This window comes from Paraburkholderia terricola, from assembly GCF_003330825.1.
Taxonomy (GTDB): domain Bacteria; phylum Pseudomonadota; class Gammaproteobacteria; order Burkholderiales; family Burkholderiaceae; genus Paraburkholderia; species Paraburkholderia terricola.
The window spans coordinates 2,886,050-2,908,923 of record NZ_CP024942.1; the positions used below are offsets into that span (position 1 = coordinate 2,886,050).

General features: G+C 59.7%; 21 protein-coding genes. 16 read left to right on the forward strand and 5 right to left on the reverse strand.

Annotation, left to right across the window (positions count from 1 at the left end):
- Positions 1-3: 3 nt before the first annotated feature.
- The 4 genes from CUJ90_RS31530 to CUJ90_RS31545 all read right to left on the reverse strand — a co-directional run bounded on the left by CUJ90_RS31530 (position 4) and on the right by CUJ90_RS31545 (position 4,168).
- Positions 4-1,014 carry an ABC transporter permease gene (locus CUJ90_RS31530; protein WP_114164584.1) on the reverse strand — a complete coding sequence of 337 codons (1,011 nt, stop codon included), beginning with the start codon at positions 1,012-1,014 and terminating at the stop codon, positions 4-6.
- Positions 1,007-2,590 (reverse strand): sugar ABC transporter ATP-binding protein, encoded by a 1,584-nt coding sequence (locus CUJ90_RS31535; RefSeq protein ID WP_114164585.1) that lies wholly within the window; start codon positions 2,588-2,590, stop codon positions 1,007-1,009. The genes CUJ90_RS31530 and CUJ90_RS31535 overlap by 8 nt, the downstream gene beginning before the upstream one ends.
- A gap of 189 nt (positions 2,591-2,779) precedes the next feature.
- Entirely contained in the window at positions 2,780-3,112 is a 333-nt protein-coding gene (locus CUJ90_RS33540) for a hypothetical protein (RefSeq protein ID WP_244220083.1), read from the reverse strand.
- Between the two features lie 90 nt (positions 3,113-3,202).
- Positions 3,203-4,168 (reverse strand): sugar ABC transporter substrate-binding protein, encoded by a 966-nt coding sequence (locus CUJ90_RS31545; protein ID WP_114164586.1) that lies wholly within the window; start codon positions 4,166-4,168, stop codon positions 3,203-3,205.
- Between the two features lie 467 nt (positions 4,169-4,635).
- Between CUJ90_RS31545 and CUJ90_RS31550 the strand changes: the two genes are divergently transcribed.
- Entirely contained in the window at positions 4,636-5,397 is a 762-nt protein-coding gene (locus tag CUJ90_RS31550; protein ID WP_244220084.1) for a sugar phosphate isomerase/epimerase family protein, read from the forward strand.
- Positions 5,398-6,051: 654 nt separating this feature from the next.
- Positions 6,052-6,786 carry a hypothetical protein gene (locus CUJ90_RS31555; RefSeq protein ID WP_244220085.1) on the forward strand — a complete coding sequence of 245 codons (735 nt, stop codon included), beginning with the start codon at positions 6,052-6,054 and terminating at the stop codon, positions 6,784-6,786.
- A gap of 397 nt (positions 6,787-7,183) precedes the next feature.
- On the opposite strand, the gene ilvB is transcribed toward CUJ90_RS31555, so the two are convergent.
- Positions 7,184-9,049 (reverse strand): biosynthetic-type acetolactate synthase large subunit, encoded by a 1,866-nt coding sequence (gene ilvB, locus CUJ90_RS31560; RefSeq protein ID WP_114164588.1) that lies wholly within the window; start codon positions 9,047-9,049, stop codon positions 7,184-7,186.
- Between the two features lie 485 nt (positions 9,050-9,534).
- Here ilvB and CUJ90_RS31565 point away from each other — a divergent pair, with 485 nt between their 5' ends.
- The 14 genes from CUJ90_RS31565 (at position 9,535) to CUJ90_RS31625 (ending at position 22,663) form a co-directional block, all read left to right on the forward strand.
- Positions 9,535-10,563: a GlxA family transcriptional regulator gene (locus CUJ90_RS31565; protein ID WP_114164589.1), complete on the forward strand. Its 1,029-nt coding sequence runs from the start codon at positions 9,535-9,537 to the stop codon at positions 10,561-10,563.
- 184 nt (positions 10,564-10,747) lie between these two features.
- A complete protein-coding gene (mug, locus tag CUJ90_RS31570) occupies positions 10,748-11,329 on the forward strand; it encodes a G/U mismatch-specific DNA glycosylase (RefSeq protein WP_114164590.1) in 582 nt (193 codons plus the stop codon).
- 246 nt (positions 11,330-11,575) lie between these two features.
- Positions 11,576-12,250, forward strand: a complete 675-nt coding sequence (locus tag CUJ90_RS31575; protein ID WP_114164591.1) for an antibiotic biosynthesis monooxygenase family protein — start codon at positions 11,576-11,578, stop codon at positions 12,248-12,250.
- Positions 12,247-12,471 carry a hypothetical protein gene (locus CUJ90_RS32570; protein WP_152035397.1) on the forward strand — a complete coding sequence of 75 codons (225 nt, stop codon included), beginning with the start codon at positions 12,247-12,249 and terminating at the stop codon, positions 12,469-12,471. The genes CUJ90_RS31575 and CUJ90_RS32570 overlap by 4 nt, the downstream gene beginning before the upstream one ends.
- Positions 12,472-12,669: 198 nt before the next feature.
- Complete coding sequence (locus CUJ90_RS31580) at positions 12,670-14,298, forward strand: MFS transporter (protein ID WP_114164592.1); 1,629 nt, start codon at positions 12,670-12,672, stop codon at positions 14,296-14,298.
- 12 nt (positions 14,299-14,310) lie between these two features.
- A complete protein-coding gene (locus CUJ90_RS31585; RefSeq protein WP_114164593.1) occupies positions 14,311-15,387 on the forward strand; it encodes an HlyD family secretion protein in 1,077 nt (358 codons plus the stop codon).
- Complete coding sequence (locus CUJ90_RS31590; protein WP_114164594.1) at positions 15,384-16,907, forward strand: efflux transporter outer membrane subunit; 1,524 nt, start codon at positions 15,384-15,386, stop codon at positions 16,905-16,907. The genes CUJ90_RS31585 and CUJ90_RS31590 overlap by 4 nt, the downstream gene beginning before the upstream one ends.
- 169 nt (positions 16,908-17,076) lie before the next feature.
- Positions 17,077-17,334: a hypothetical protein gene (locus CUJ90_RS31595; protein WP_114164595.1), complete on the forward strand. Its 258-nt coding sequence runs from the start codon at positions 17,077-17,079 to the stop codon at positions 17,332-17,334.
- Positions 17,335-17,498: 164 nt separating this feature from the next.
- The gene (locus CUJ90_RS31600) at positions 17,499-17,792 is read left to right on the forward strand and encodes a DUF1330 domain-containing protein (protein ID WP_114164596.1); all 294 of its coding nucleotides are present in this window, start codon (positions 17,499-17,501) and stop codon (positions 17,790-17,792) included.
- A 142-nt stretch (positions 17,793-17,934) separates the two neighbouring features.
- A complete protein-coding gene (locus CUJ90_RS31605; RefSeq protein ID WP_114164597.1) occupies positions 17,935-18,609 on the forward strand; it encodes a type 1 glutamine amidotransferase domain-containing protein in 675 nt (224 codons plus the stop codon).
- A gap of 129 nt (positions 18,610-18,738) precedes the next feature.
- Positions 18,739-20,442, forward strand: coding sequence for an FAD-dependent oxidoreductase (locus tag CUJ90_RS31610; protein WP_114164598.1), 1,704 nt, complete (start codon positions 18,739-18,741; stop codon positions 20,440-20,442).
- A 395-nt stretch (positions 20,443-20,837) separates the two neighbouring features.
- Positions 20,838-21,257 carry a DUF3331 domain-containing protein gene (locus tag CUJ90_RS31615; RefSeq protein WP_083085654.1) on the forward strand — a complete coding sequence of 140 codons (420 nt, stop codon included), beginning with the start codon at positions 20,838-20,840 and terminating at the stop codon, positions 21,255-21,257.
- 190 nt (positions 21,258-21,447) lie between these two features.
- Entirely contained in the window at positions 21,448-22,107 is a 660-nt protein-coding gene (locus tag CUJ90_RS31620; RefSeq protein ID WP_114164599.1) for a response regulator transcription factor, read from the forward strand.
- Positions 22,108-22,261: 154 nt separating this feature from the next.
- Positions 22,262-22,663 carry a response regulator gene (locus CUJ90_RS31625; RefSeq protein WP_161553744.1) on the forward strand — a complete coding sequence of 134 codons (402 nt, stop codon included), beginning with the start codon at positions 22,262-22,264 and terminating at the stop codon, positions 22,661-22,663.
- Positions 22,664-22,874: the final 211 nt, after the last annotated feature.

Sequence of the window (22,874 nt, forward strand, 5' to 3'; positions counted from 1 at the left end):
CTGTTATTTCCGTCCCGGACCGAGCCGGGCGAGCAACGCGCCGAATACCACCGCTGCGAGAACCACGATGCCTTTCGCGACCAGCTGGTACTCGTAGCTCACGCCGCTGACCAGGAGGATGTTGCCGATGACCGCGAGGAAGATGGCACCGGTGACCGCATCCGAAATATGGCCACGCCCGCCGCGAATCGAAATGCCACCGACCAGCACGGCTGCGATCGCGTTGAAGTCGAGGTCGATGCCGTACGTCAGATTGCCTTGGGCCGACGATGAGGCGATCAGAGAGCCGGCCAGTGCCGCTGCTGCGCCAGCGAACGCGTAGCAGACGAGTGTCGCGGCCATCGTCCGGAGTCCGGCAATACGCGCAACCTCAGCCCGCATTCCGAGCAATCGGATTTCGCGTCCAATGCGCGACTTCTGGAGGATGAAACTCGCAATTGCAGCAAAAATGGCCAGCACCAGGATTTGAGTCGGCAGCCAGCCGAACAGCTTGCCCTGACCGAGCCACGTGGCATCGCCCTTGCCGATAACCGTCAGTCCGCCGGTGTAGATGACGCCTGCACCGATGATGATTGACGAGGTGGCAATCGTCGTGATGATGGGGTTCGCCTTCCCCAGAGCGATGATTCCGCCCTGCACAATGCCCATCAGCAGGCCGCTCAATACGACGAGCAGCAGCGTCGTACCCAAACCCAAATGAATGAGCGCTGCAAACATGACGGTGGAGACCGCGGCCGTCGCACCCATCGAAAGCATGAACAGATTCCCGCTGAGGGTGACGAGCGCCATACCGATAGCGCCAATGCCGACTGCTGCAACCGAGTACATTAGCGACTGAACGTTCCCGAACTCCGTGAAGTGCGGCACGATGGCTGCTGCGACGACGATGAGGACAAGCGTAGCGATTCGGATCGACGCCGCATGAATGCTCGTCGTTCCAAAAAATGCAGATGCCCACCGTCGCAACGCCGTTGGCGACACCTGTGCAATGGGTTCCAGAGCGGTCTTATGCATTACCCACCTCCGCAGGTTGATTTCGGAAAGAGACGTGGCCGTGAGATGCGTCGCTGTCGCCCGCGACGATGTCGTGGAGCAGCGTGTCACCATCGATTTCGAATCGAGGTTTATGGCGGACCATCCGCCCACGGAAAACAGTGAGAACGGTGTCCGCGAGTTCGAGAATTTCTTCGAGGTCTGTCGAGTAGAAGACAATCGCCAACCCGTCATCCGCCATTTTGCGAAGGGTCGAATAGATCTCCGCGCGAGCGCCAATGTCAACGCCTCGGGTAGGCTCGTTCAACAGCAACAGCCGAGGTGCGAGCGCGACGGCTTTAGCGAGCGACACCTTTTGCTGATTGCCACCGCTGAGCGTCGACACTTCATGAGGAAGGCGCTTCGGGTCGATAGCGAACATCGATGCGAGGCGTCGGGCCTCTTCCTGCTCGCCGGCGCGCCGCATAATGCCAGCCTTGCTGAACTTCGCCATTACAGAGGCCGTGATATTGATTGCTATCGGCGCATCCAGAAACACGCCCTTATCCGCACGGTCCTCGGCGACGTATGCGATCCCGGCCTTCAGGGAGCTGCGGATGCTGTCAAGCTTGATTGCCTGTCCGTCGACCTTGACTGAGTTGGAGATGTCGCCGCGAAGTCCGGCGAGCGCCTCGACAAGGACTTCGGCTCCCGAACCAAGCTGACCGACAACCGCGAGAATCTCGCCTGCCGCCACATCGACCGACAGGTCTTCGACCTTATCTGCAACCGTCAGGTTGGAAACCGACAGTCGAGGCGCGAGATCAGCGCGCCTCTCGGGTGGCTTGGCCCTGCTATGCACAAGTTCACGCCCGATCATTGCCTTGACCACTTCAGCAGTCGTCATGTCGGAGGTACGTTGCGTCAGAACGTGCTGGCCGTTGCGGAAAACCGTTACCCGGTCCGTCAGCGCAAAGACCTCATCGAGCCGGTGACTCACGAAAATCATTGCGGTGCCCTGGTCACGCAGCCTGCGCGCGACGTCGAAGACTCGCACGATCTCCGCATCCGACAAGGTCGCAGTCGGCTCGTCGAGGAGCAGCACCTTCGCCTGCCGCGACATGCCCCGCGCGATTTCCACGAGTTGGCATTCGGCAAGGCTGAGCCGGGACGCCGGCGCATCCAGCTTGACGTGTGGCAACCCCACCGAATCGAGATGCTCGCGGACAGAGTCGTGATACTGACTGCGTCGGTAGATTTGGCTCTGGTCGGCCCCACCGAGAAGAATGTTGTCGAGTACCGACAGCGTCGGAACGATTGCAAGCTCCTGGTGAACGATGGAGATCAGTCGGGGGTCAGTGCGATTCCCAAGCTTCAGATGGTGGCCGTCGACGGTGATTTCTCCGTCGTCAGGCTGAACGAGGCCACCGAGAATTTTGATGAACGTGCTCTTGCCCGCGCCGTTCTCTCCGCACAGCGCATGAATCTCGCCCGGCGCCAGTTCGAGGCTGACGCCTGTAAGCGCTTTGACGCCACCATAATGTTTTGTGAGATTGCGAGCACAGAGCAGACTCTGGGCAGCTACCGGCTCGGCGCCGGGATTCGCGTCTTGCAGCATTGTCTTCCTCCAAACGCGGAGACTCTTCGGTCATCCGCTGTCAAGGGCTGATGCCTGTCACAGTGGCCCACCTCCTGCGCGTAGCTGGTCGTGTGTGGGTGACGGCATACATCTCGATTACCGATGTCCTGCGTCGATGCTGGCATTTCGCTGTCCACGGCTCCGAACGAGCCAGGAGGCGCTGCGGCATCAGCGACGCTGCTGTTGGTGGTCTTTGAGGAGAGAAATTCGCAGGGAATCGCTGCGTGCGCAGGAACGCATGTCGTCTCCATCAGAAACTCGCGTCAGCGGCTTCGGTATTGTTGAGTAACAGGTTATTAGTTCGCCTGGAAAAGAAAAATGCGCTGCGGCGAAATGATATTTCCGGTGGAAGGAAATATCCGTCTCGCTCACATCGGCCACTGCCACCATCCGCGGCCTCGGCAAATTCGGAAAGGCGTTTGGGAGGGCACGATACGCCAGTGCGTGCGTCTTTCCAATGAAGCCAGTGCCAATCACAGCTACGCCAATCTCTCGTCTCATGGTTGTCTCCGTTCGTAAAACGAAAGCGACCCCGAAGGGTCGCGAAAAACGTTCCGCCGCCTGCGCGACGGTCAACCGTGCAGAACGGCGTTACTTCTTCTGCGAGTAGCAGACGTTCAGCGTCGTCTTCGTTGCAGCAGGATTCGGTAGATACTGAATGGCTTGCGGCGCCTTGCCCGACGCGAGATCTTTGGCGGCCCGTGCAGCGTACGCACCGTCGTCAAACGGGGACTGCTCGACCGTGGCGTATGCCTTTCCGGCGGAAATGGCTTCGACCGCACCAGAGTCGCAGCCGTGGCCAATGATGACGAGCTTCGACGGGTCGAGTCCGAGGCGCTGTGCAGCAGTCACGACACCGCGAAGTTGCGAGTCGTTCTCCGTGTAGACGCCTTTCACGTCCTTGAATTGAGTGAAGAGCGCCGACGCGGCTGCTTCTGCCTTCACAGCGTCCCAGTCGGCCGGTTGCGAACCGACGACTTCGATTCCAGGTGCGTTCTTCTTGAGGCCCTCCACAAAGCCTTGATAGCGCTGAACCTGCGGCGGCGTGCCCATCGGCCCGTTAATGACGATGACCTTGCCTTTATCGCCATAGCCCTTTTCCTTGAAGCCCTGAATCATCGTCTTCGCGGCTACTTCGCCATTGCTGATGTCGTTCGGGCCCGTGAAGACCTTCCAGTACCGGGAATACTTCTGGTCGGGCATCGAATTCGAGATGACCAGCGGAATTTTGGCCTGGTCAATCTTGCGAATCGACGGGACCATCGCGCTCGAGTCCACCGGGACAAGGACGATGACATCGGGCTTCTGGGCAAGTGTCTGGTCGACCAGAGTGGCTTGTTCGTTCGGGTCGTAGTTGCTTACCTTCACATCGAGCTTGAGGCCTTGGGCGGCGGCTTCCTTCACGAAGCCCTTCACATAGAGCGCCCAGTATTCAACGCTCTGCGTCGGCATGAGCAGCGCAACGCGAGGCTGGTCGGCCGCACGGGCGCTCGTACCAAATGCGCTTGCGATGGCCGCGAAAGCAAAACAAGAAACGATGGATTTGCGGAAGTTCATGCTGTGTCTCCAATAGGCCCATGTCGTGGAAGAGCCGGGTTTTGATGTTCTGGTGGAGGCACAGTAAGGCCTGGTATCGGAAAGAAAAATGCGACAGAACGAAAAGTTATTTCCTCTCACTGGAAAAATGACGACCGCTTCGGAGAGATTGTCACCGAACAGTTCAAGAATCGGGCGATAAGCCAGATGCGGCGGTCCCCGCAGCGGCAAGCAACGCTCGGCTTCGCCCGATTGTGTACTTTTATTCTACGGAAAGACGATCCGGGGGCTCTTTATCTGCTGTGACTTCTCCGTGATAGTCCAGGGCATCGATTCCCCCGCGACGCGCCGCATCGCTCGTCGTCACTTTCAAGAGGTCTCACATGTCCAGGTCCAAAGTCGAACTTGTCGCCGCTTATTTCACGCTCTCGGGCGATGTCTATCCCTTCGGTCCGACCGAAATCAGCCCTTTCAGCTTCAAGGACCGAGTGGAAGCGGCAGCGAAGGCTGGTTGGGACGGCATCGGCCTGATTCACTCGGACATCTACGCCACCGCCGACAAGATTGGCTTCCCGGAAATGCGCCGCATCCTCGAAGCCAACGGCATCAAGCACGTCGAGTTCGAATTTCTGGTCGATTGGTATCAAACCGGCGAGCGTCGCCGCACCTCCGACAGCATGCGGTACTACTACCTCAAGGCTGCCGAAGAGCTGCGCGCGCGCATCGTGAAGGTCGGCCCAGGTATCGGCGAGGACACCGCAGATGTCCCGCTCATGGTCGAAGAGTTTGGCAAACTGGCGGAGGACGCTGAGAAGCGCGGAACGCAAGTCATGCTCGAAATCATGCCTTTCAGCAACGTCGGCACGATTGAAACCGGCAAGGCCATTGTCGAAGGCGCGAACAAGGCGAACGCCGGTCTGCTGCTCGACATATGGCATCTGAGCCGCGGCAATGTCGATTTCAAGGAAATCGCCACGATCAAGCCCGAGTTCATCAAGGGCATCGAACTGGACGACGCAGACCGTTACGCAATCGAGCCGCTGTGGATGGACACCTGTCATAAGCGTCGCCTGCCGGGCGAAGGTGTCCTCGACGTAAACGGGTTTATCAAAGCAGTGCAAGCAACGGGCTTCGATGGTCCGTGGGGCGTTGAGATTCTCTCGGAAGTCGAGCGCAAGCTCCCGTTGGAAGAAATGGCTATGCGCGCATACGACGCGACGATTCGCCACTTCGAAGACCAGGCAGGATAGCAAAGAGTCTCCCGACGGCTGCAACCACAGGTTAGCGGCCGTCTTGCTACTTTCAATTCCACCGCCGACTGTTCGACGAAATGCTCTTCATAGGCCTCGCAACGCGCCTGGTCGCGATCTTCAAAGCGAACACTGACAACCACGCAAAATGCTGGCTCTCTACGTCCGATTCAAACTCGTTGTCTCGGCCAAGTCCCAGTTCTTGCCGCATCCCGACGAGCTGATTCAAGCGATGGCGGAGTCCAGGCTCGGCTAGGCAGTTTGTCCGTCGGCTTCTGAGCTATTGCCGACGTTCGAATGGCAGCAGTATCCGATGGCCAGATGACTGCTTGTGGCCGCGTGCTCCGATGCAGTCGGCATACGTGACCGCAATATTCTTTGTTCGCCTGAGTGCGGCCGGCGCAGCGCAACGAACGGGCGCCTGGCGCCCCGCTGCTGCGTCCGGCGGCGGTACAGTGCCGCCTGCACTGCACGGGGCCAGACATGGATGACCATGGTCTTTTATCGAGAGTGATACATCTCAGTTAGAAATTTAAAGTTCATGCAAACAGCGCCGATAAATAGCTTGCCTGTGTCTGAATTTGCCGTGAGGGTGACCTCCATTCGAAGACACTGGCCAATGGCGTCGCACTCTCAATCCACAAATAAAAGGTCATGGATAACAAAACGCTTTCAACTTCTGCAGTCGCGGGTTTTGTCGTTGCAACAACACTACTCACGGGCTGTGCTTCACTTCCGAAAACCGATCTCGCCGCCAGCAATCGTGAAAAGCTCCATTCGATCGCTCTGCTGGATGTCACGGAACCGCGCGGAGAGAGCGTTGTCAACTTCGGTGGTGCTGCCGGAGCATTTGGATTGATTGGTGGACTGGTGCAAGGCGGGATCAACGCCAATCATACGAGTACATACACGCAGCGCGTGGCAAGCGAAAAGATTGCCTTCGCTCCCGTCGTTAACGATGGCCTGACAACGCGACTGTCCAGTAATGGCTATGAAATTGTTCCGTTGCACGACCAGCACGCCAAGCTCTCAAGCGACGGCAAGTCCGACGACTTTTCCGATGTCAAGACCAACGCCGACGCGATCCTGAGCGTATGGATCACCTCGTTTGGTTACGTATCCCCGCCGGAATCGAGCGATTTCATTCCGTGGGTCGTCGTCCGCGCTCGTCTGCTCGACTCGAAGTCCAAGCAAGACATGTACTTCAAGACATTCGCCTGTGGCTGGGATATCAAGGCCAACTCTGTCCACGTCGAAGCGGACGCAAAATATCACTATGGCAGTTTCGGCACCTTGATCGACCAGTTCGATCAGTCGGTCGCAGGTCTCAAGGATTGCGAGCAGGCGGTTGTCGTCGCAATTGGGCAGGATCTGACGAAGCCGCAGTAAGGGTCCCGGTCATGTTTGGGCGGACATTTGAAAGTTTGCTTCTGGCCGCCCACTATCGAACGCAATCGGCATGCGCAATGTGAACCGCGCGATTAGTGGCATCGGCAGCAGCCGACCGGAACCCGACGGTTATACCGCCGAGTGTACAGCGGCAGATGTCCGATGCGGAGCAGCCTTCCGGTTGCACTTACTTGCCTAGACCGCCCGCCCAGGGAAAGGCAGATGTGGAAATTCATCTGGATCGCTACACCGGCAAGCTCAATGAGCCGGACAAGTAATAACGCGCTTCCAAGCGGGACGGCCGATGAGCCGCCGCCGCATGGCCTCTCCTACTACGAAAAGCAAGCTTACGAGCAGTTGAGCAGAATCGTCGCAACGCACATCGTCACTGCCATGACTAAAACATATCCGCAGCCGCTTGGCGCCCGGCGCCCTTCCCTTGGGTTTCTCGCTCAGAGCGCGACGGAATGAACGGCCCGGTAATCATATTCGAGTAGCTTTGCCCAGGCCCCACCATCGGAAACACATCCGCGTTCTCGTCGACCATGATCTCGAGGAAAGCCGGTCCGTCGAATGCCACGAAGGCCTTGAGTTGCTTATCGAGTTCGCTCATTGCATCAACGCGACGGGCAAACTCGAACCCATCGGCCCGAGCTGCCATGACAAAATTCTTGCGATGGAGCGACTTGTCGCTCACGCACAACCGGCCGTCATAAAAGAGACGCTGCCACTGCCGGATCATTCCGTCACCGAGATTGTTGAGCAGCAGTACTTTGACGGGCACTCCATAAGTGCTCGCCGTCTCCAGTTCGCCGACATTCATGCGGATGCTGCCGTCACCGTCGATGTCGATCACAAGGGCATCCGGTCGCGCCAGTTGGGCGCCAATAGCGGCGGGCAGCCCGAAACCCATCGTTCCCATGCTGCCCGAAGTCAGAAAGCTTCGAGGCTCGACAAAGTCGAAAAACTGCGCGGCCCACATCTGATGCTGGCCGACGCCCGTGCAGATGATCGCTCGCCCGCCTGTAATTTCACTGAGTTTTTCAACGACGAACTGCGGCTGAATCGCCGGATTGTTCCGGTCGTAGTTCATCCCGTAGGTTCTCTTCAGTGCCTTGATATGGTCGAGCCAAACCGAGGGCGGTTGCGCTGGCGGCTCCTGTTTCATCAACGACAGCAATGTGTTCCTTGCGTCGCCTACGTGTGTCCAATGCGCCCGTTTGACCTTGTTGATTTCCGCCTCATCGATGTCGATATGCGCGACATACCGCGCTCGTGGCGCAAATGCATCGGGGCGGCCACCGGCGACACGATCATCGAACCGGGCACCCACGGCGATCAGGAAGTCGCAGTCTTCCACCGCGTAGTTCGCGTGGGCCATGCCGTGCATGCCGAGCATGCCGAGATACAGTTCGTCTTTCGCGGACATTGCGCCGAGGCCCATCAGCGTGGTCACCACGGGAATCCCATAGCGCTCCGAAAACTGCCGCAACTCAGCCGTCGCGCCAGCCGCGATGACGCCGCCGCCGGCATACAGCAACGGTCGTTCGCTTTGCGCCAGCAAGTCGAAGAACTCAGTGCGCTTGTGTTCTTCCAGACGAGCGCCTTTCGCCACCATTCGAAGGCGGTCCGAGTAGCCTCGAAACTCCAACGTACCTTGCCCGTGATAGATTCCGGTCCAGTTCTGGATGTCCTTCGGCACGTCCACGACAACCGGGCCGGGACGGCCGCTGCGAGCGACTTCGAATGCGGTCCGCAGTGTCCGTTCCAGCTTTGCCGGGTCGGTCACCAGAAACACCTGCTTTGCGCATGCCGACATGATGTTGAAGACGGGCGCCTCCTGAAAAGCATCCGTGCCGATCATCGCACGCGGTACCTGTCCGCATATGAGAACCACGGGGACCGAATCGCCGTTGCAGTCGGCGATCGGGGTCACCGCGTTGGTCGCCCCCGGACCTGAGGTCACCATGAACACGCCGACTCTTCCGCTCGCGCGCGCATACCCGGCGGCCATGAAGCCGGCCGCCTGTTCATTGGCGGGCACAACGAGATTGATCTGGCGCTCAGGGCTCTCGTGGTGCATCTCGTTGAATCGAAAGACAGCGTCGTAAGTCGGCAAAATCGCACCGCCGCTATAGCCGAATACGGTATCGACGCCCTGTTCGCTGAGTACCCGCAGGATGATATCGGCTCCCGACATCAATTCGCCGGCAACGGGTGGTGGCGGCAAGACTTCCAAGGCAGGGTTCGGATTTCGGGTCATGGCTGGCTCGCATGGAAACGGGCGCCGACGAATGTCAGCGGCCAAAATCAAAAGGCGGTTTCCCTTCCAACTCGAGAACAGCGTATGTTCTTTACCAGCTTACGGACGATTGCTCAGACGGGTTCTCCGTACAAGGCAGCGTCCATCCAGCACTTTTTTGATGTGCTTCTGGAAGAATCGTGAGGAATGGTTCTGGCCATTCTGACAACGATTGAAACAGCATGTGCGTCCACGAAGGCTGTATATGGGCCAAGATGCACCACATTCGAGCCATGACGATCTCCGGGTCGCGGGCCGCCTAAGCGCCGGTCTGCGGGGCAACAATCCGGCGGACATTTGCCCGATACGGCATAGCCGGCATACGGCCATCGCGGTAAGCTGATATTCTGCCCTTCAAATTGCTGTCATCGCGCTTACTCCGCTCGTCTTGGCGAAGGGTCGCCTGGCGGCACCCGCAAGCGCTCACAATCAAAGAAGGTCACAGCATGAAAGTCGCCATTGTCGTATTCGATGGTGTACAGGCGTTGGATGTTGCAGGTCCCCTGGACGTATTCGCAGAAGCAAACACGTATCTGTCTGAACATCAGAGGTATCAGGTCTCTGTCGTGGCATGCGACGCCGGCACGGTGTCCTGCTCGAACGGCATGCAGCTTTCGGTTCCCTTTGGCTTCGCGGACTTCGACACGCCGTTCGATCTGCTGCTGATCGCGGGAGGACCGCAGTTGCCCAATACGCAACCGCGAAGCGAATTCCTGCAGTGGTTGCGAGACCAGTCGCGCGGCGCCGCACGGTTCGGCTCGGTTTGCAACGGAGCATTCCTGCTCGCGCACGCTGGGCTCCTCGATGGCAAGGATGTGACGACTCACTGGGCAGATGCCGGGCGCCTGGCCGACGAATTTCCGCAGGCGTGCGTGCAGCCCGACAGCATTTTCATCCGTGATGGGCGCCTGTTTACTTCCGCCGGCGTGACGGCGGGTATCGACCTGTGTCTATCGCTCGTGGCAGAAGACTGGGGACACGAACTCGCCGTGCGGGTTGCGAAGCGTCTGGTGGTCTACATTCAGCGGGAAGGCGGTCAATCTCAGTACAGTCCTTACCTCGGAATGCGCAAGGACCAGGATCCGATCGTCGGCAAGGTGCTCCAGTATGTGACCGAGCACATCACCGATACGCTGTCGATCGAGCAGCTTGCCAGCGCAGTTTCGGTCAGCCGGCGCACCTTCTCCCGGCTGTTCGCGAAGTATGCGAAGGCGACACCGTCCGCGTTTGTCGAACAGGTTCGCGTCGACACGGCAAGGAGGCTGCTCGAAGAAACCGATGCGCCTCTCAAGACGGTGGCGTACAAATGCGGCTTTCACAGCGCCACGCATATGCGAACGACTTTCTCGCGGCGGCTCAATGTCACGCCCAAACAATATCGCCAACGGTTTCGCGGCGTGACAGGCACACAGCAGGTGTCGTATAGCGGTGGCAGCGGGCAAGTCGCGTCAGCAGGGATCGAAAGCGTAAGGTAGTCGCGCCTCGTCAGAACCGGCACGGTTCGCCATCCCTCGCCGCCCTCGCATCGAAAACGGATGGCGTCTTTTAGTGGTGGCCGGAATCACGCTACATCTGACCTAAAATCGGCGCTCTTTCCGCTTGTCCCTGTTCATGGGGCAGCCCAAAGTGGTGGCTCGTCAATCGCACACAGCGGCTCGAATGAACCCCATAGAAAGACCTGCCCCATCCACGATCCGCTCGGATTCGCTCGAATCTCTTCCGGACATCGCCGAAATGGGTCTGTCAGTCATATTTTGCGGAATAAATCCGGGAGCCCTGGCAGCATCGAGCGGCCGCCACTTTTCGGGCAGAGGCAACCGGTTCTGGCGGGCCATTCATCTCGCCGGCTTTACCCCTGAACAGATCCGTCCTGAAGACGACCGCACTCTGCTGCGGTATGGCTGCGGGCTGACAACTGTCGTTTCGCGTCCGACCGCACGAGCGGACGAACTAACGTCATGGGAGTTCATTGCCGCCGCATCCGGTTTCGAGCGGAAGATTGAACGGTACGCACCGCAATGCGTTGCGTTCCTTGGGAAAATGGCCATCTCCGCAATGTCCGGCGTGCGCGACATCGAGTGGGGTCCGCAACCCCTCGCATTCGGCGGCGCCCGCGCATGGGTCTTGCCCAATCCCAGCGGACTGAACCGGACATTCAGCCTCGATGCATTAGTGATTGCATACCGCGAACTTCGTCTTGCGGTGGCGTCGACTGATGTGGTTTCGACGACCGAAGACTAGCCCGCTCCGATCCCGCTTGCCTGCAACATACCAATCGCGGTGAGCCTGGCAAAATTCCGGTACGGAATGGCCTAATAGGCTGCCTACCTGTACTTCAAGAACCTCGGTCCTTCTTCCACAATAAGCTGACGCATCGCGCGACGGCGACATCGCAACGATCCGGTTGATCCAGATCGGACGATCACGCTTGCCGCGATCCTCTGCCGTTGCCGCGTTACCGGCAATCTCAACCAGACGAAGGAATCCATGTTCTCTGCAATGCTCGAAGTCAACCCGATCCACGACCAGTTCGATGCCTACCTCGGCATGGCGAAGATGCTGCGCCCGGAGCTCGAACAGATCGAAGGCTTCGCCGACAACACACGCTACGCAAGCCTGACACGCCAGGGGTGGCTCCTCTCGCTATCGAGCTGGCGCGATGAGAAGTCGCTGGTGCGCTGGCGTGTCACGACGAATCACCACAAGGTGCAGCAGGCGGCGCGCGATCGTGTGTTTGCCGATTACCGCTTGCGCATTGGGCAGACCGTCGCCGATACGCACGTACCCGCCGGGCAAGAACTGATGGAGCAACGCCTCGATGCGACGGAGACAGGCGTCGGCAAGGCCGTCACTCTGCTCGACACAAGGTGCGCGCCGGACTGGGTCAAGCAGGCGAGTGCGCACGCAGTCGCGAAGTCGCTTGGCCTCGACATGGAGGCGTCCGGCCTCGTCGCATGGGACGCGTTCGACGCACTGATGACGCCCGGCGACGTTATAGCGGTCGCGACGTGGAGCGATCTCGCCGCCGCCCAAACGTTCGAGCGCACCGCGACGTTGCCGGAGGGCGTTCGCCTGCGGCACATCCGCGTGGTCCGGGAATATGGCATGTTCGATCGCCGCGAAGCGCCACAGTACTTTGCAGAAGTGCAGCGCAAGGCTTGAAACGCACGCGGCAGGAAAATCACCGCTGCCCCGTCTTCCCGTCGATGAATGATGACGACGTTGACCATCGCGTCGACGTCGACGCTCTTCATTGCATTCTCTCGGGCCAGGCGTTGACCGAATGGAAAAACACTTTTTCCAGCCTGCCGCGTTATCGCCATAGCCGCGACGGCATTGGCCCGATTTGCGAACGGAATGGCCTGATAGGCAAGCTCTGTTGACTTCAAGAAAGCCAAGCCGTCTCCTAGAATGATTCGACCCATTGCGCGGCTGCGACGCAGCCGCCGAACTGATTGAAGTTACCGCGAGAAAAGACCTAATGTCTTGTTCGCCGAGCATCCGGGTTCCTTCGAACATCGGGCGTGATAGCGCAATCTCCCGATGTAATGCCCCCAACAGCACCAGCCTAGCGGACCCATATGAACACCGCCAACCCAAGGACATCTGGAACGGCAGAACCCGAGCTCGCACAATCGTCGGCGCCGGTTCATGCGTCGGAAGCCGCGGCGCCTCCCGTACAGCAGGCGCCCAAGGAAGCCGAGCTGCCGCTTCGCCTCGCCATCGGTTTGATTGGAATGCTGCTGGCGTCGTTACTGGCGATATTGAACGAACAGGTCACCGCGGTGGCGCTGGCCGATATCCGCGGCGCGTTCTCGATTGGACGCGACGATGGAACATGGCTGACCGCTCTCTTCGAAGCGACGAATGTCGCCACGATGATATTCGCTCCGTGGTTCGGGGTGACGCTCACGCTGAAGCGATTCACGATCGGCGCCGTGCTGGCCGTGATGTTCGTCGGATTCCTTTGTCCCTTCGCGCCGAACCTGCCTACGCTCTATGTATTGCGTGCGCTGCAAGGCGTGGCTAGCGGATGTCTGCCCCCGATGCTGATCATCGTGGCGCTGCGTTATCTCCCGCCGAAAATCAAGTTATACGGACTCGCGGGATACGCACTCACCGCGACCTTCGGACCGGCGCTCGGCACGCCTCTCGCCGCGTTATGGACGGAGTATGTCAGCTGGCGAATGGCCTTCTGGCAGATCGTGCCGCTCGGCATCGTGAGCTGCGTGGCCGTCCACCAGGGGCTGCCGTCGGATCCCCTCAGGCTCGAACGCTTCCGTTCATTTAACTGGAGCGGATTCGTACTGGGATTCCCCGCGATAGCCATGCTCGTCATTGGTCTGCTGCAAGGCGATCGTCTCGACTGGCTGAATTCAACGTTCATCAGCACGATGTTCTATGGCGGCGCGCTGTTGTTCGCGGCGTTCCTCGTCAACGAGTGGTTTCATCCGCTGCCATTCTTCAAACTCCAACTGCTTGCCCGCAGGAACCTCGCGCACGGACTTCTCACACTGGTTGGCGCCGTTGTGCTGCTGGTTGGCGTTGCGGTCATACCCGGCCAATATCTCGCGCAAGTCCACGGTTACCGGCCGCTGCAAACCGCGCCGCTGTCGTTGCTGCTTGCAATTCCCCTGTTGATTGCGCTTCCCGTCACCGCCGCCGTGCTGAATCTCCGCCAGGTCGACCATCGCTGGGTCATGGCCATCGGACTGTGCCTGATAGCCACCACGTGCTTCCTGGGGAGTTTCATGACCTCCGCGTGGGTTCGCGAGAACTTCTATTGGCTTCAGTCGTTGGAAATTGCCGCACAGCCCATGGTGATCATGGGAATCCTGATGGGCGTCACGACCGGCCTGCCCCCAACGGAAGGCCCGTTTGCCTCGGCCATGTTCAACACGCTCAAAGCGTTTACCGGCGCCGCCGCAACCGGTCTCATCGAGGGTGTGGGAACCGCGCGCGAGCATTTTCATTCGAGCATGCTCGTCGATCGGCTGGGCAACAACACCCTGGTCACGGGACAAGGCATCGACGCGGCTCACGGGCTCGGCGAACTTGCGCATCGGATCCACGAGCAAGCCGTCGTGCTGACGTCAGCGGATCTCTATCGCCTGATGGCAGGTGTCGCCCTCGCATTTCTTTTCGTTATTCCGGTGTTACCCGTGCGTGTTTATCCGCCATGGAGCACGACGCCGCCCTCTTCCCGCTAAGCGACGATACCTATGTCATCCATCACCCGATTTCCGCCTAAGGCAATTTATCTCCCCGCGTATGTGGTCATACTCGGTGTTGCAATCTGGGCTTGCATAAGGCTGTTCGCCGACTCGAATAGCGAGACCACCAACGATGCCTACGTGACCGCCGATTTCACACTGGTCGCGCCGCGCGTCGCCGGCCAACTTTCAGAGGTGCTCGTAGAGGACAACCAGCAGGTGAAAGCCGGGCAGCTACTGGCGCGTATCGACGACCGCGATTTCCGCGCGGCTCTGATGAGTGCGCAAGCTGACGTGGCCGCGGCAAAGGCAGCGGTTGCGAACTATGACGCCGAGATCGCGCGGCATCCCGCGCTTGTCGACCAGGCACGCGCCACGCTCCGCGCAGACGATGCGACACTCCAGTTCGCGCGGGCAAACGCCGCGCGTTACCGGAATCTCTCGGACGCCGGCGCGGGAACGACGCAGGAGCAGCAGCATGCCTCGAGCGCACTGGCCGAGGGACTCGCGCAGCAGGCGCGCAACCGCGCCGCGCTCGTCGCCACCGAGCAGAACCTCGACGTTCTGCGCAGCCAGCGCGATAAGGCGGCCGGCGCATTGGCTCACGCCGAAGCGGCTCTCGAGCAGGCGAAACTCAACTTTTCCTATACGCAGATTCACGCGCCCGTCGACGGCAAGGTTGGACGACGGTCGGCGCGAGTCGGCGCATTCGTCACAACCGGCGCGCCATTGCTCGCGATCGTTCCGCTGTCGGACGCCTATATCGTCGCCAACTTTCAGGAAAACCAGCTGACCCATATGCGACCCGGCAATGCCGTGCGTATCAAGGTGGATACGTTCCCGGACGTCGTGATTCGAGGGCATGTCGATAGCCTCGCTCCCGCCACGGGCGTGAGCTTCGCGCCGATCGCGCCCGACAACGCAACGGGCAACTTCACCAAGGTCGTCCAGCGCGTGCCGGTCAAGATCACGATCGACCGCGGACAGCAGGCCGCGTCGGCATTGAGCGTGGGGCTGTCGGTCGAAGCGGATGTCGCCGTGAGCAGGCGCGCGGATGCGCCGGGTGCGGAGGCAGACAAGCAATGACTGCCAGTGAATTTTCGATCCGCACGCCGGCGCTGGCGGCGTTGCTGTGCTTCGCGCTCGTGGGCTGTGCCGTTGGCCCTGACTTCGAACGTCCGCAAACAACCACGCCTGCCGTGTTCGACCGCACCCAGTCCGCGCAGGCATCCAGTAGGGCAATCGAGTCCGAATTCAGCGCGCAGTGGTGGATGCTGTTCAACGATCCCATCCTGGACTCGCTGGAAAAACAGCTCTCCGATGCCAACCTCGACGTGGCGGCGGCCTCGGCGCGCCTGCGGCAAAGCCGGGCCGGGCAACGCATTGCCGGCGCCGAAGAATACCCGCGGTTGAGCAGTGCCGCCTCGTATAACCGCGAGCGCGGAAGTCCGAACGGCATCCTGTCATTGCTTGGCGTTAGCCCAGCGGGAAGTCAGCCGCAATCGGCGTCGGGCAGCGCGCCGGCCGGCGTCGCGGCACTGCCGGGCCCCTCGGGCTCGCCGGCCTACGACCTTTACCAGGCCGGCGTCGATGCATCGTGGGAGCTCGACATCTGGGGCCGGGCGCGACGTGGTGTCGAGGCCGCGACAGCGCTGACGGATGCCTCATACGAGGATCGCAACGCGATCCTATTGTCTGCGCGCGCGGAAATCGCGCGAGACTACGTTCAGTTGCGCGACGCACAGGCGCTGCTTCAGATCGCGAGACAGAACCTCGTCATCGCCCGCGACGCCACCAGGCTCACGCAAACGCGGGTACGCGAAGGCGTCACTACCGACCTGGACGTGGCCAACGCTTCCGCGCAGGCAGAGTTGATCGAAAGCCTCATTCCGACGCTCGAATCGCGTTCCGAGACCACGATCAACGCCATCGGCGTGTTGCTGGCCGAGGAGCCGGGCGCGCTACGCGAGACGCTCGGCGAACCGCATGATGTTCCCGCACTCCCTGAACAGGTGCCCATCGGTATCCGCTCGGAACTGGTGCAGCGCAGACCCGACATCAGGAGAGCAGAGGCGCAATTACACGCGGCCACGGCGGGGATCGGAATGGCGAAGGCCGACTTCTATCCACGCATATCGCTGAATGGCAGCGCGGGGTTCCAAAGCCTTCAGCTCTCGAATCTCGCCAGTTGGGCGTCCGGTCAGTTCGTCGTGGGACCGTCGATCACGCTGCCGATCTTCGAAGGGGGACGCCTCAAGGGAACACTCCATTTGCGCGAGGCGCAACAGCAGGAAGCTGCGATCGTCTACAGGCGGACCGTACTTCAGGCATGGCGGGAGGTGGACGATGCGCTCGTCGTCTATGACGCTGAACAGCGGCGGCGCGATCGGCTGAAAGCGGTCGTTGGCTTGAACCAGCGCGCGCTCTCGATTGCGCGGCAGCGATACAAGGCGGGCGCGGTCGATTTTCTCGACGTGCTCAACGTGCAGAAACAGTTGCTCGACGCACAGAGCAATCTTGAGCAAAGCAAGGCTCACGCCGCGGCTAACCTCATCGCGCTATGCAAGGCACTCGGCGGCGGATGGGAGTCGACGTATGCCAGATAGCCGTGAACGCGTACTCAACTATCGGCAAGCTCTGTTGCCTCCTGGACGTTCACATATCTCTGGTATTCCGCTCGAGGCAAGCCTATAAATAATTTTCTGTTAGACAACGCGTAACCCGCGTTCTCTGCCAAGCCCGTTCAGAACCTGTTCACGAAATAAAGGTATTTCCATGAAAGCCAAACATCTTGTAGCGAGCGGCGCCGTGCTGCTCTGTAGCATGACCGGCATTGCGCATTCCCAGCCGACTCAGGCCGTCGCCCCGCCAACCCCGTCTTCTGCACAGCAGCCCATCGTGAACACTGCGCCGCAAACGGTTGACCAGTCGGTAGGCGGCGCATCCATGTACGGGACGCACGACAGCGGGCGCGGCAGGAATGGCAGCCTGTGCATCGTCGGGTTGTCCTGCGATATCTACAAAGGAAATTGACGGCACGTTGTATGCATGGCGACGATGCGCCCCCGCGTACCCGCCGCAGGGGCAGCGCCCACTATTTCTTGCCGTGCTGCATTCAGGCAATGAGCGTCGCCTGTTCGACGAGTTGCGATATGGGTGCGATATGGGCGCTTCGATTTCTTCCCACGAGAACAATGATGGCAAAAGCTTATTGGATGGTGTCGTATCGCAAGGTGACGGACCCGCAGCGCGTTGCCGAGTACTCGAAATTGGCCGCGCCGGCAATCGCCAATGGCGGTGGACGCATTCTGGCTCGCGGCGCGGCGGCGTTCGCGCATGAAGCGGGCCTGATTGAACGCACCGTGCTAACGGAATTCGACAGTCTCCAGCAAGCCGTTTCCACCTTCGAGAGCGTTGGCTATCAGGCCGCCTTGAAGATTCTCGGCACGGCTGCGGAGCGAGATTTCAGAATCGTCGAAGGCGTGGAATAACACAGGGAAGATCCGCAGCGGCTCACCCAAAAACCCCGTCCCTCGCCTCCAGATCGACCTATGCTGAAAATCCTGGCAGAGGTTGACCGATTACCCAAGCTTTGCCTTTGCCGAAAATTCGGCGACTTTCGAGGAGCAGACAATGAAAATCCTGATGGTGATGACCTCGCATGATCAGTTGGGAAACACTGGCAAGAAAACAGGCTTCTGGCTGGAGGAGTTCGCCGCTCCCTATTACACGTTTCTCGATGCGGGAGCCGCTGTTACGGTCGCCTCCCCCAAGGGCGGACAACCCCCGCTTGACCCCAAGAGCGACACCCCCGAAGGCGAGACGGACATGACGAGGCGATTCAAGGCGGATCCCCTCGCTCAAAAAGTCCTCGCCAACACAGTCAAACTCTCGGACATGGCGGCTAGCGACTATGACGCGGTCTTTTACCCAGGCGGTCACGGCCCCCTGTGGGATCTGGCCGAGGACAACGACTCGATTGCCTTGATCGAAACCTTCTATTGTTCCCACAAACCCGTGGCCGCGGTCTGCCACGCTCCATGCGTTTTCCGCCACGTCGTGATCGACGGTGAACCGATCGTGAAAGGCCGGCGCGTCACGGGCTTTACGAACACAGAAGAAGAAGCTGTCCAACTGACCGAAGTGGTTCCATTTCTCGTAGAAGACGAACTGAAGCGATTGGGCGGCAAGTTCGAGAAAGCGGCCGATTGGCAAAGCTTCGCGATCACCGACGGCCTTCTCGTTACAGGTCAGAACCCTGCTTCTTCAACGGCCGGCGCCAAACATCTGTTGGGACTTCTCGCCTGAATGCCGGCAATTATTTACCGGGCTATCGCGGCCGCACGAGCCGACTTCGCAGCCACGAAAGAAGAGCGGCGCGGTTCGCTCACGCTATGAATCGCTGGCTGCGCCGGGTAGCCGCGCAGGAGAACCGCGATGAGCAACGAGTCAACGCCGCGAGACGGATCGCCCGTCGATCACCGCGACGTAACCGAAGACGTGAGCGTACGTGATCATCCCCGATACCAGCAGATGTTTCCGGTTCTCACGGCGGCGGAAGTCGACAGGGTGCGTCGCTTCGGCAGCCTGTGTCACTACGCCAAGGGTGAATCGCTCTATCGCGCGGGAAGTCTCTGCCCCGGCGTCTTTGTTCTTCTCTCGGGCAAAGTCCGAATAGTCGGTCGCGACGGCCTCGGCCATGAACGGGTCATTCATACGTATGCGCAGCGCGGCGAATTCACCTCCGACGTCACTCAACTGTCGAGCAAGCCCGCGGTAGTGGATGCGCATGTCATCGAAGATGTCGAAGTACTGTTGGTGCGGCCCGATGAACTCAGCGCCGTGATGATCAGCGAAGCGGATCTTGGCGAAAAGATCATGCGTGCGCTGATTCTCAGGCGAGTCCTCGTGATCGAGCGCGGACAGGGCGTCGTTCTGGTGGGCTCCTCCAGTGACGGGCAACTCGTTGCGTTGCAGGATTTCCTGCGCCGCAACGCTTTTCCCAATATGACGCTCGACGCCGAACAGGATGCCGAAGCCATCGCGCTACTCGAACGCCTGACGCCGCAGACCAACGACTTCCCGATCGTCGTTTGTCCAAACGGCACCGTGCTGCGAAATCCCGATCAGGGGCAACTGGCGTCCTGTCTCGGGCTGATTCCCGAATTCGACCCGACGCACGTCTACGATGTGGTGATAATCGGCGCGGGGCCCGCGGGACTTGCGGCGGCCGTCTACGCGGCGTCGGAAGGAATGTCGGTTGCAGTTCTCGACTGCCGCGCACCCGGCGGCCAGGCGGGTACGAGCGCGCGCATCGAAAACTATCTGGGTTTCCCTACCGGCATCACAGGCCAGGCTCTCGCGGGCCGCGCGTTCGTTCAGGCGCAGAAGTTCGGCGCGCATATCGCCATTCCGTGCGAGGTCAATGCGTTGTATTGCGACAGACAACCACCTGTCGTGGAACTCGCCAACGGCCGCCGCATTACCGCGCGCGCCGTCGTTATCGCGAGCGGCGCGGAGTATCGGCGTCCAGAGGTCCAGAACCTCGCGCGCTTCGAGCGCTGCGGGGTCTATTACTGGGCAACGCCAATCGAGGCGCGGCTGTGCCGCAAGGAACCGGTTCTGCTGGTGGGCGGCGGCAATTCGGCGGGGCAAGCGGTGGTGTTTCTGGCAGCACATGCCGAACATGTGCATATGTTCATTCGAGGCGCGAATCTCGAGCGCGGTATGTCACGTTACCTGATCGAACGCGTTGCATCGCTACCGAACGTAACCCTCCACACGCGTGTCGAACTGACCGCGCTCGAGGGAGGTGCACGCCTTGAGCGCGTGCACTACCGCGGCGCGGGCGGCATTGAAGGAAGCATGACCGCACATCATCTGTTCGTATTCGTCGGCGCCGAGCCGAATACCGGCTGGCTCAAGACATGCGACGTGTCGCTCGACAACAAGGGGTTTGTGTTGACGGGCACCGACATTCCCGGCGCGAGTGCGCGCTCGCTGCCGTTGCAGACAAGCGTCCGGGGGATTTTCGCAATCGGTGACGTGCGTTCGGGATCGACCAAGCGTGTCGCGTCGGCGGTCGGCGAAGGCGCGGCTGTGGTGGCGCAGATTCATCGATTGCTGGCCGGGGTGTCGTAATGACGAGATCTGGAAATGGTTTCTCTGTCCAACTCGGCGGCGACGCATGCATTTCATTGCCGGTCACGGAAACCTGAACGAATTAGCCGGAATCAGCCAACCGCCCTTCTCGATCAGCCATGAATCACGTTGCATCACTATCCCGTCGATCAGCGCTTCTTTCCCGCAGCGCCTATCCCAAGGTATGACCAAAGCGAACGATGAAATGAATCGGCCATCCACTCGAACGACTAGTGAGGAACCGCGGGTTTGTATATGTTACGCATAGCACCGCGAGAGCCAGCCGCCATCGCACAAGCAACGGTGCATCCATCGATGCGGGCCCCAGGATGTTTGCGCCCGCCATGAGTTGGCGCAGCGAAAGCGCGGCGTCACTTTTCGTGAGGAGCAGGACAATGCTTGCCAGCGAAACCGATCCGTGGGTTCAGACCATACGACTTCTGTCATCCGGGTCACAAGCATCGGGGCTCAGCGATCGAATGCCTTTCGTGGCAAGTCCCTTTCCACTTTTTAACCAGGACGCGGCGCTGCGTAACGGTCCCTCATTGCATCTGGCGATCAGCCTGATCGAGCGGACAAGCACCACCAGCGTCACGATTGCCTGGCGAGACGCGACGAGCTGCTTTTACGGCGCCCAGGTTTGGAGCGCGGCAAAGGCAAGGCTTTCCGGCGTCTGCGCGATAAGCGGGGCACGGATAAAAAGAGGCGATCGAATCTTTCATCCGCGAAGATCGAAACCTGCACCGGTCAACGCGAAGGCCATGATTCTTGCATCGACGATAGACGCTGTGGAGCCGGCCGGGACGCATCAGTGATCTCGCGATTCATGGAGACGGCGGTCCCGTTCCTGCATGTAGTATCCCGTTGCCATGTAAGGGTGTACCTTAAAGCGCATCGGGCAACGCGGAAAACGCTGCGCATTGGTAGCCATGAATTCGCGCATTGCCTAGTATGGAGAAGTACCGGCGGCGGATTCCCGCAACGGAACTTCTCGAAGGCAAAGCAATGAAAAGCGAGATCACTGGAACGGGAAGTGAAACCTTGCCCGACGCGCTCGTTTATGTGGTTGACGATGATGAATCTATCCGCGGGGCGCTGACATCCTTACTCACGTCGGTGGGAATTCCTGTGCGGGCGTTCGCATCGGCTGATGACTTTCTAGCCGCGCAGATGCCGGACGTGCCGAGTTGCCTGGTTCTCGACGTTCGCCTGCGAGGGGCGAGCGGCTTGATCCTGCAACAGGAGCCATTCAAGGAAACCGTTCGATTGCCGGTCATATTTCTGACCGCATACGGCGACATTGAAATGTCCGTCAAGGCCATGAAAGCGGGCGCATTCGATTTCATGACCAAGCCGTTCAGGGATCAGGATCTGATCGACACCATTGCAGCGGCCCTGAAAATGAATCGCGAGTCCAGGCGCCAGGACAAGATCGTTGCGGGTATCCTCCAGACATACGACTCGCTGACCGCTCGCGAGCGGGAAGTCATCGGGCTGGTGGCAGAGGGGTTGTTGAACAAGCAGATCGCCGACCGCCTGTGTCTTAGCGAGGTAACGGTCAAGATTCATCGGGCTCAAGCGATGCACAAGCTCGACGCACGTTCGGTGCCCGATGTCGTTAGAAAATTGCAGCAGGTTCGCCCTGCTCGTGAAGACGCCAGATAGCGCATTCACGCCAACCCGTCATTCGGCTGTACCGGCTCATACGAACTGTCGCTAAAACCATTCGAAGGTCTTATTGCCGCTTTGGCCTTGGGCTTGTAATTTGTCTAAAGGATTAAGCCTTTTTTGCATCCATTGGATCGCCTTGGGGCTCGACATGAGATCAAAGCACTCTTCCGCGCTCATCGGGGTGGTGGAAGACGACGAATCGGTCCGGTTAGCGACGGCCAGTCTGCTGCGTTCGGCAAACTGGCGGGTTATCGCCTATCCGTCGGCCAATCATCTTCTGAGCGATACGCGTCGGTCCGAACTCGGCCTCGTCGTCACGGATATTCACATGCCAGGCATGGACGGATTTGGATTGCTTGAAGCGATCGGTTCGTGGATGCAGCCAGTTCCCGTCATCTTCATTACCGCATACGTCACGCAAGAGCTTCGCGACAGGTCCAGCACCGCGGGAGCGACAGGCTTCTTTTCAAAGCCACTGGACGACACGCGACTGCTCGCGTTGATAGACAGGATAATCGGGAAGCAGCCGAAGACTCGCTCCTCAGTTTGATCGTTACCGCGGACGAAGGACACGATCAGGCAAAAACCTGCCAGAAGGCATCCGAACGTATTACCCGAGCATGCGACTGCACAACGCCTAGCAGCACATCGGACGATGGAATCGCACGGCATTCGCGCTTAGCCTTTAGTCGGTGCACGCGCAGACGATCGCCAGCGTTTCGGCATCTTCGACAATTCTTCGCGGCTCGATGTGAACCTAC

Coding starts and splice junctions, on each gene's coding strand:
- CUJ90_RS31530 (WP_114164584.1), bottom strand. CDS start 1,014: ATGCATAAGACCGCTCTGGAACCCATTGCACAGGTGTCGCCAACGGCG.
- CUJ90_RS31535 (WP_114164585.1), bottom strand. CDS start 2,590: ATGCTGCAAGACGCGAATCCCGGCGCCGAGCCGGTAGCTGCCCAGAGT.
- CUJ90_RS33540 (WP_244220083.1), bottom strand. CDS start 3,112: ATGAGACGAGAGATTGGCGTAGCTGTGATTGGCACTGGCTTCATTGGA.
- CUJ90_RS31545 (WP_114164586.1), bottom strand. CDS start 4,168: ATGAACTTCCGCAAATCCATCGTTTCTTGTTTTGCTTTCGCGGCCATC.
- CUJ90_RS31555 (WP_244220085.1), top strand. CDS start 6,052: ATGGATAACAAAACGCTTTCAACTTCTGCAGTCGCGGGTTTTGTCGTT.
- ilvB (WP_114164588.1), bottom strand. CDS start 9,049: ATGACCCGAAATCCGAACCCTGCCTTGGAAGTCTTGCCGCCACCACCC.
- CUJ90_RS31565 (WP_114164589.1), top strand. CDS start 9,535: ATGAAAGTCGCCATTGTCGTATTCGATGGTGTACAGGCGTTGGATGTT.
- mug (WP_114164590.1), top strand. CDS start 10,748: ATGAACCCCATAGAAAGACCTGCCCCATCCACGATCCGCTCGGATTCG.
- CUJ90_RS31575 (WP_114164591.1), top strand. CDS start 11,576: ATGTTCTCTGCAATGCTCGAAGTCAACCCGATCCACGACCAGTTCGAT.
- CUJ90_RS31580 (WP_114164592.1), top strand. CDS start 12,670: ATGAACACCGCCAACCCAAGGACATCTGGAACGGCAGAACCCGAGCTC.
- CUJ90_RS31585 (WP_114164593.1), top strand. CDS start 14,311: ATGTCATCCATCACCCGATTTCCGCCTAAGGCAATTTATCTCCCCGCG.
- CUJ90_RS31590 (WP_114164594.1), top strand. CDS start 15,384: ATGACTGCCAGTGAATTTTCGATCCGCACGCCGGCGCTGGCGGCGTTG.
- CUJ90_RS31595 (WP_114164595.1), top strand. CDS start 17,077: ATGAAAGCCAAACATCTTGTAGCGAGCGGCGCCGTGCTGCTCTGTAGC.
- CUJ90_RS31600 (WP_114164596.1), top strand. CDS start 17,499: ATGGCAAAAGCTTATTGGATGGTGTCGTATCGCAAGGTGACGGACCCG.
- CUJ90_RS31605 (WP_114164597.1), top strand. CDS start 17,935: ATGAAAATCCTGATGGTGATGACCTCGCATGATCAGTTGGGAAACACT.
- CUJ90_RS31610 (WP_114164598.1), top strand. CDS start 18,739: ATGAGCAACGAGTCAACGCCGCGAGACGGATCGCCCGTCGATCACCGC.
- CUJ90_RS31615 (WP_083085654.1), top strand. CDS start 20,838: ATGCTTGCCAGCGAAACCGATCCGTGGGTTCAGACCATACGACTTCTG.
- CUJ90_RS31620 (WP_114164599.1), top strand. CDS start 21,448: ATGAAAAGCGAGATCACTGGAACGGGAAGTGAAACCTTGCCCGACGCG.
- CUJ90_RS31625 (WP_161553744.1), top strand. CDS start 22,262: ATGAGATCAAAGCACTCTTCCGCGCTCATCGGGGTGGTGGAAGACGAC.